Consider the following 2,282-nt stretch of genomic DNA (forward strand, 5'->3'; position numbering starts at 1 on the left):
TCCCTATTTTTTCTTAGATATTTACCTTTTATGACTTATGAGACTCTTCAACAATATTTATTATAAGCCCATGTAAGAAAACTACATTGGACTCGCTCCAACAGGCTGAGCATTCGGATGTAAGACATGAAATTTATAGGCTTCCACAACATTCTTTATTTGGTTCTTTATGGCTACATTTTTATCTTTATAAAAATGATTATTACGATTGTCACGGGGCTCTATATTGCTAAACGTAAGCTTAGCTTGATGATCTTTAACTTCTATTTTCAAAATATAATTAAAGGAATCATCCGCGATCTTAATCATATTTCTGCTTAGACAGTCCATACAATTATCAAATTTTAGCCCTGCATGTCCTTTAATCGTCAGTACTTTATTCTCGTCATCTGCCTGAATAATCTTTCGACTTGAAACATAATCCACAACATTATTTCGCCAGTTTTTAGAAGCATCATAAATTTGCGTTTTGCTTAAACTTTTGAATTTAACAGTTTCTGAAAAATACTCGCTTTTATTTTCAGCAGGTTTTTCATCAACTTTATTAGGCAAAGAAAGACAACCTTGCATACCTAGTACCGCAAAACTTAATGTAGCACCTAAAATTACTCTTCTCACGTAAGGCTCACTTTTTAAAAAGACTGGAAGTACAGCCTCTAAATTTACACCACCCCATCTAATAATTTGGTTTATATAAAGTTAAATTTAATTCTTATTAACCAGCAGAAAACGAGGTTAGCTACTTTAATTTATAGACTGTGATGGGATTGAATTAGAACTTCTTGAGTACTAAAGAAAAAACCAATCCTTCATCAAAAGATTGGTTGATTTTCTTTACGTCTAGATTTTAAGAACATCCCTTGGTTTCAAAAGCGTCTTTAGAGGTGTAACGGATATCTGGTAAATAATCACCCATTACTGCTTTTTCTTCACCCGGTACTTTCACCTTCTGAACGGCGTGAGCAAAGGCATTATCAGGTAATAAATTACGCATAATAAATAAACCAAAGTCTGAGTGACCGAAGGCTTTACCATCTTCGGCTGTATAGCCTGAACCACGAGGACTTAGCTCAAGGAAATATACCCCACACTCTTCTCGTGCATTTACTGGTCGATCTTCTGGTAACGAAGCAACAATGGTATAGAAACCATCTTTATCTACTTTTTGAATATTTTCGTCATAGAGACAATAGTTTGTCGCAGTTGAAATCACTTCATTTGTACAAATTGACCAATAACGTACATCTGTTTTTTGAACAAACTGATCATTATTAAAAGTTTTCTCTGTAGTTGGAACTTTACCTCGAAGTTCTATCACTTTACCTAATCGTCTACTTACCGCCGCATAAACATATTCATTGTCAGGTGTAGCCCAATAACCAAGTTTAGGTGTGACCGTCAAACCTTCGCATTTATCGATAGGCTGTTTTGTAATAGGATCGAATTTATAAATACATTTAAAGCTATCTAAAGCACTAAAAGCTTTGTACCATTTTGGTTCCTGTTGTGCAGGAAAACCCTCATATCTATTTTGGTTAAATGCATCTACAGTATTTTTTAATGGCATTGTTGATATACGATCAATCGGTGCTTTTTTTACTTGAAGAACATTACAAACATCTTGACCCTTTTTAACTTCCCCATTTGCAAGTTGAACTTTAAATCGAGGGAAACTCACATTTCCTTTAATATCCATGTTTTTGTTGGGTACATATACACGATATAAAATGGCAACTTTGCCATCAACTGTTTTAGGGGCATACAACGTATTACTTAAAGGATTACTTGGTAAATCGCCTAATTGCAATTGTGCTGAGTAGCTACGCGCTTTGCCAAGACGGTTATTCCCGACTACAAACGGGTTGATTGAACCTTGATTTGGTAAAATGGCTGCATCTAATAATGAATTAACTCGCTCACCTTTTGCAGTATAGCTCACCAATGAAAAGTGACGTGAATAAGGATAATCCCCATCAATCATTACTTTTGCACCTTCTGGAACCGTAAATTCTGATGACCAATACGTTACATTAGAATCTGGGAAGGCATAATTTAATGGGTCTTCTCCCGTATGCTGTTTACTTGTTACAGAATCTTGCCACATGCAATCCGTTAACTCGGCATCTGGATTTGTTGGTTTATTTACCTGAGTAGAATCGTCACTATCATTGCACGCGCTCAAACCCACAGAGCCAATGACCGTAAATAATATTGCAATCCTTAACTGATTAAATTTTTCCATAATATTTTTCCATAATACTTTTCCATCTTGACCAAGCGAT

Annotated in this window: 2 protein-coding genes; both read right to left on the minus strand. The window is 35.2% G+C overall.

Annotation, left to right across the window (positions count from 1 at the left end; translation table 11 throughout):
- Window positions 1-81: 81 nt before the first annotated feature.
- The gene (locus NL42_RS17730) at window positions 82-618 is read right to left on the minus strand and encodes a DUF4468 domain-containing protein (protein WP_461313757.1); all 537 of its coding nucleotides are present in this window, start codon (window positions 616-618) and stop codon (window positions 82-84) included.
- 229 nt (window positions 619-847) lie between these two features.
- Window positions 848-2,242: a hypothetical protein gene (locus NL42_RS17735; RefSeq protein WP_461313758.1), complete on the minus strand. Its 1,395-nt coding sequence runs from the start codon at window positions 2,240-2,242 to the stop codon at window positions 848-850.
- Window positions 2,243-2,282: the final 40 nt, after the last annotated feature.

It is taken from the genome of Acinetobacter sp. GN11 (assembly GCF_054823985.1).